At 57.7% G+C, this 5,326-nt stretch carries 3 rRNA genes; all 3 read left to right on the top strand.

The features are described 5' to 3' along the window. Positions 1-137 precede the first annotated feature (137 nt). The 3 genes from FM051_RS49555 (at position 138) to rrf (ending at position 5,320) form a co-directional block, all read left to right on the top strand. Positions 138-1,654, top strand: a 16S ribosomal RNA gene (locus FM051_RS49555). A 356-nt stretch (positions 1,655-2,010) separates the two neighbouring features. Beyond that, positions 2,011-5,092 (top strand): 23S ribosomal RNA (locus tag FM051_RS49550). Between the two features lie 111 nt (positions 5,093-5,203). Next, positions 5,204-5,320, top strand: a 5S ribosomal RNA gene (gene rrf, locus FM051_RS49545). The 16S, 23S and 5S rRNA genes sit together here, the layout of an rRNA operon. Positions 5,321-5,326 lie beyond the last annotated feature (6 nt).

The following is a 5,326-nucleotide window of genomic DNA, read 5'->3' as shown; positions in this document are numbered from 1 at the left end:
GCGCGTGTTCTTTGAGAACTCAACAGCGTGCCGAATAGCCAGTAAATTGTATGAACCTCGTCAAGAGGTTTTCCTTTGAGATTGTTACTGGACAACTGACATTATTGTCAGTGTTGTTCGGAGCGATCAAACATTCCTTATTGGAGAGTTTGATCCTGGCTCAGGACGAACGCTGGCGGCGTGCTTAACACATGCAAGTCGAGCGGTAAGGCCCTTCGGGGTACACGAGCGGCGAACGGGTGAGTAACACGTGGGTAACCTGCCCTGTACTCTGGGATAAGCCTGGGAAACTAGGTCTAATACCGGATACGACCTCCGGGGGCATCCCCGGTGGTGGAAAGTTCCGGCGGTACGGGATGGACCCGCGGCCTATCAGCTTGTTGGTGGGGTGATGGCCTACCAAGGCGACGACGGGTAGCCGGCCTGAGAGGGTGACCGGCCACACTGGGACTGAGACACGGCCCAGACTCCTACGGGAGGCAGCAGTGGGGAATATTGCACAATGGGCGAAAGCCTGATGCAGCGACGCCGCGTGAGGGATGACGGCCTTCGGGTTGTAAACCTCTTTCAGCAGGGACGAAGCGTGAGTGACGGTACCTGCAGAAGAAGCACCGGCTAACTACGTGCCAGCAGCCGCGGTAATACGTAGGGTGCGAGCGTTGTCCGGAATTATTGGGCGTAAAGAGCTCGTAGGCGGTTTGTTGCGTCGGCCGTGAAAACTTCACGCTTAACGTGGAGCCTGCGGTCGATACGGGCAGACTTGAGTTCGGCAGGGGAGACTGGAATTCCTGGTGTAGCGGTGAAATGCGCAGATATCAGGAGGAACACCGGTGGCGAAGGCGGGTCTCTGGGCCGATACTGACGCTGAGGAGCGAAAGCGTGGGGAGCGAACAGGATTAGATACCCTGGTAGTCCACGCCGTAAACGGTGGGTGCTAGGTGTGGGGGACTTCCACGTCCTCCGTGCCGCAGCTAACGCATTAAGCACCCCGCCTGGGGAGTACGGCCGCAAGGCTAAAACTCAAAGGAATTGACGGGGGCCCGCACAAGCGGCGGAGCATGTGGATTAATTCGATGCAACGCGAAGAACCTTACCTGGGCTTGACATGCGCTGGAAACCAGTAGAGATATTGGCCCCCTTGTGGCCGGTGTACAGGTGGTGCATGGCTGTCGTCAGCTCGTGTCGTGAGATGTTGGGTTAAGTCCCGCAACGAGCGCAACCCTCGTTCCATGTTGCCAGCGCGTTATGGCGGGGACTCATGGGAGACTGCCGGGGTCAACTCGGAGGAAGGTGGGGATGACGTCAAGTCATCATGCCCCTTATGTCCAGGGCTTCACACATGCTACAATGGCCGGTACAGAGGGCTGCTAAGCCGTGAGGTGGAGCGAATCCCACAAAGCCGGTCTCAGTTCGGATCGGGGTCTGCAACTCGACCCCGTGAAGTCGGAGTCGCTAGTAATCGCAGATCAGCAACGCTGCGGTGAATACGTTCCCGGGCCTTGTACACACCGCCCGTCACGTCACGAAAGTCGGTAACACCCGAAGCCCGTGGCCCAACCCGTAAGGGGGGGAGCGGTCGAAGGTGGGACTGGCGATTGGGACGAAGTCGTAACAAGGTAGCCGTACCGGAAGGTGCGGCTGGATCACCTCCTTTCTAAGGAGCATTCCTCACCGGTCTTCCTCGGAGGGTCGGTGGAGAGCCACGCGGTCGGCGAATGATCGATCGGTGGTTGCTCGATGATGTGGATGCTGGCTATATGCGGAATCCTGGATTGTTCGCGGAGTTAGTACTGTCCCTTTCGGGGGGCGTGGAAGGGTCCGTGAGGGGTTCGAGACTTCTGTTCGGTACGCTGTTGGGTCCTGAGAGAACACGCGAGTGTTTCCTCGGCGAGAAACGGCAGGGCTGCCCCAGCTCCTGAACCGCCGGTCTTCGGATCTGGTAGGCGGGTTGCGGTACGGGTGGTGTCTGGTTGTTCTTTGAGAACTGCACAGTGGATGCGAGCATCTTTGTGGCAAGTTATTAAGAGCACACGGTGGATGCCTTGGCACCAGGAGCCGATGAAGGACGTAGGAGACTGCGAAAAGTCTTGGGGAGCTGTCAACCGAGCTGAGATCCAAGAATGTCCGAATGGGGAAACCCGGCCCCAGTCATGTGGGGTCACCCACGCCTGAACACATAGGGTGTGTGGAGGGAACGCGGGGAAGTGAAACATCTCAGTACCCGCAGGAAGAGAAAACAACCGTGATTCCGTGAGTAGTGGCGAGCGAAAGCGGAAGAGGCTAAACCGTATTCGTGTGATACCCGGCAGGGGTTGCGTGTACGGGGTCGTGGGACCTGTCTGATCGTTCTGCCGGACGGTCGAGGAGTCATAAAACACTGTGGTTAGCGGAACGCGTCTGGAAAGCGTGGCCGTAGAGGGTGAGAGTCCCGTACGTGAAAACCCGGTGTCTCCTGACGGTGTTCCCAAGTAGCAGCGTACTCGTGAAATTCGCTGTGAATCTGGCGGGACCACCCGCTAAGCCTGAATACTCCCTGGTGACCGATAGCGGACTAGTACCGTGAGGGAAAGGTGAAAAGTACCCCGGGAGGGGAGTGAAATAGTACCTGAAACCGTGTGCTTACAATCCGTCGGAGCCTTTCGGGGTGACGGCGTGCCTTTTGAAGAATGAGCCTGCGAGTTAGTGCTGCGTGGCGAGGTTAACCCGTGTGGGGTAGCCGTAGCGAAAGCGAGTCCGAATAGGGCGTCTCGAGTCGCGTGGTCTAGACCCGAAGCGGAGTGATCTAGCCATGGCCAGGGTGAAGCGTGGGTAAGACTGCGTGGAGGCCCGAACCCACCAGGGTTGAAAACCTGGGGGATGAGCTGTGGTTAGGGGTGAAAGGCCAATCAAACTCCGTGATAGCTGGTTCTCCCCGAAATGCATTTAGGTGCAGCGTCGTGTGTTTCGTGCCGGAGGTAGAGCACTGGATGGTCTAGGGGGCCCACAAGCTTACCGAAATCAACCAAACTCCGAATGCCGGTACGTGAGAGCGCGGCAGTGAGACTGCGGGGGATAAGCTTCGTAGTCGAGAGGGAAACAGCCCAGAACGCCGGCTAAGGCCCCTAAGTGTGTGCTAAGTGGGAAAGGATGTGGGGTCGCCCAGACAACCAGGAGGTTGGCTTAGAAGCAGCCACCCTTTAAAGAGTGCGTAATAGCTCACTGGTCAAGTGGTCCTGCGCCGACAATGTAGCGGGGCTCAAGCACACCGCCGAAGCCGTGTCATTCGGATGTATGTCCGGATGGGTAGGGGAGCGTCGTTCAGCCATCGAAGCGCCGGAGTGATCCAGGTGTGGAGGCTGGACGAGTGAGAATGCAGGCATGAGTAGCGAAAGCAGAGTGAGAAACTCTGCCGCCGGATGACCAAGGGTTCCTGGGCCAGGCTAATCCGCCCAGGGTAAGTCGGGACCTAAGGCGAGGCCGACAGGCGTAGTCGATGGACAACGGGTTGATATTCCCGTACCCGTGTGAACGCGCCCATGGCGAACCTTGTGATACTAACCGCCCGAAGCCCGCCCCGTCCCTTCGGGGGTGGGGTGACGTGGAGCGCGGGACCTGAACTTGTAGTAGTCAAGCGATGGGGTGACGCAGGAGGGTAGCTCCGCCAGTGAGTGGTAGTACTGGTGTAAGCGTGTAGGGAGAGCTGTAGGCAAATCCGCAGCTCATGTATCCTGAGACGTGATGCATAGCCGATTGAGGCGAAGTAGAGTGATCCCATGCTGCCGAGAAAAGCCTCTAGTGAGTGTTCATGCGGCCCGTACCCCAAACCGACACAGGTGGTCAGGTAGAGAATACCGAGGCGATCGGGCGAACTGTGGTTAAGGAACTCGGCAAAATGCCCCCGTAACTTCGGGAGAAGGGGGGCCGAGGGATTTGAAGCCCCTTGCGGGCTAGGATTTTTCGGCCGCAGAGACCAGCGAGAAGCGACTGTTTACTAAAAACACAGGTCCGTGCGAAGTCGCAAGACGATGTATACGGACTGACGCCTGCCCGGTGCTGGAACGTTAAGGGGACCGGTTAGTCTTTCGGGGCGAAGCTGAGAACTTAAGCGCCAGTAAACGGCGGTGGTAACTATAACCATCCTAAGGTAGCGAAATTCCTTGTCGGGTAAGTTCCGACCTGCACGAATGGCGTAACGACTTCTCGACTGTCTCAACCACAGGCCCGGCGAAATTGCATTACGAGTAAAGATGCTCGTTACGCGCGGCAGGACGGAAAGACCCCGGGACCTTTACTATAGCTTGGTATTGGTGTTCGGTTCGGCTTGTGTAGGATAGGTGGGAGACTGTGAAGCGGCCACGCCAGTGGTTGTGGAGTCGTCGTTGAAATACCACTCTGGTCGTACTGGATGTCTAACCTCGGTCCGTGATCCGGATCAGGGACAGTGCCTGGTGGGTAGTTTAACTGGGGCGGTTGCCTCCCAAAGGGTAACGGAGGCGCTCAAAGGTTCCCTCAGCCTGGTTGGCAATCAGGTGTCGAGTGCAAGTGCACAAGGGGGCTTGACTGTGAGACCGACAGGTCGAGCAGGGACGAAAGTCGGAACTAGTGATCCGGCCATGGCTTGTGGAAGCGTGGTCGCTCAACGGATAAAAGGTACCCCGGGGATAACAGGCTGATCTTGCCCAAGAGTCCATATCGACGGCATGGTTTGGCACCTCGATGTCGGCTCGTCGCATCCTGGGGCTGGAGTAGGTCCCAAGGGTTGGGCTGTTCGCCCATTAAAGCGGTACGCGAGCTGGGTTTAGAACGTCGTGAGACAGTTCGGTCCCTATCCGCCGCGCGCGTAGGATACTTGCGGAAGGCTGTCCCTAGTACGAGAGGACCGGGACGGACGGACCTCTGGTGTGCCAGTTGTCCTGCCAAGGGCATTGCTGGTTGGCTACGTTCGGAAGGGATAACCGCTGAAAGCATCTAAGCGGGAAGCTCGTTCCTAGATGAGGTATCCCACCCCTTTGTGGGTTAAGGCCCCCAAGAGACCATTGGGTTGATAGGCCGGAGATGGAAGGTCGGTAACGGCTGGAGTTGACCGGTACTAATAGGCCGAGGACTTGTCATGAAGACGCTACGCATCCACTGTGCGGTTCTGAAAGAACCGAACCGGACCGTCCTGGTCCAGGCTCCTGTGGGGTTTGGGTGGGGTGCCTACGGGTTGGTAATTTCATAGTGTTTCGGTGGTCATTGCGGTTGGGGAACACCCGGTCCCATTCCGAACCCGGTAGTTAAGCCTTCCAGCGCCGATGGTACTGCACTCGTGAGGGTGTGGGAGAGTAGGACGCCGCCGAACATTCTT

The sequence above is a fragment of the Saccharothrix deserti genome (assembly GCF_009769385.1).
GTDB lineage: Bacteria > Actinomycetota > Actinomycetes > Mycobacteriales > Pseudonocardiaceae > Actinosynnema > Actinosynnema deserti.
Note: the sequence above shows the minus strand (reverse complement) of the source record. Positions and strands in the feature narration are given on the sequence as shown.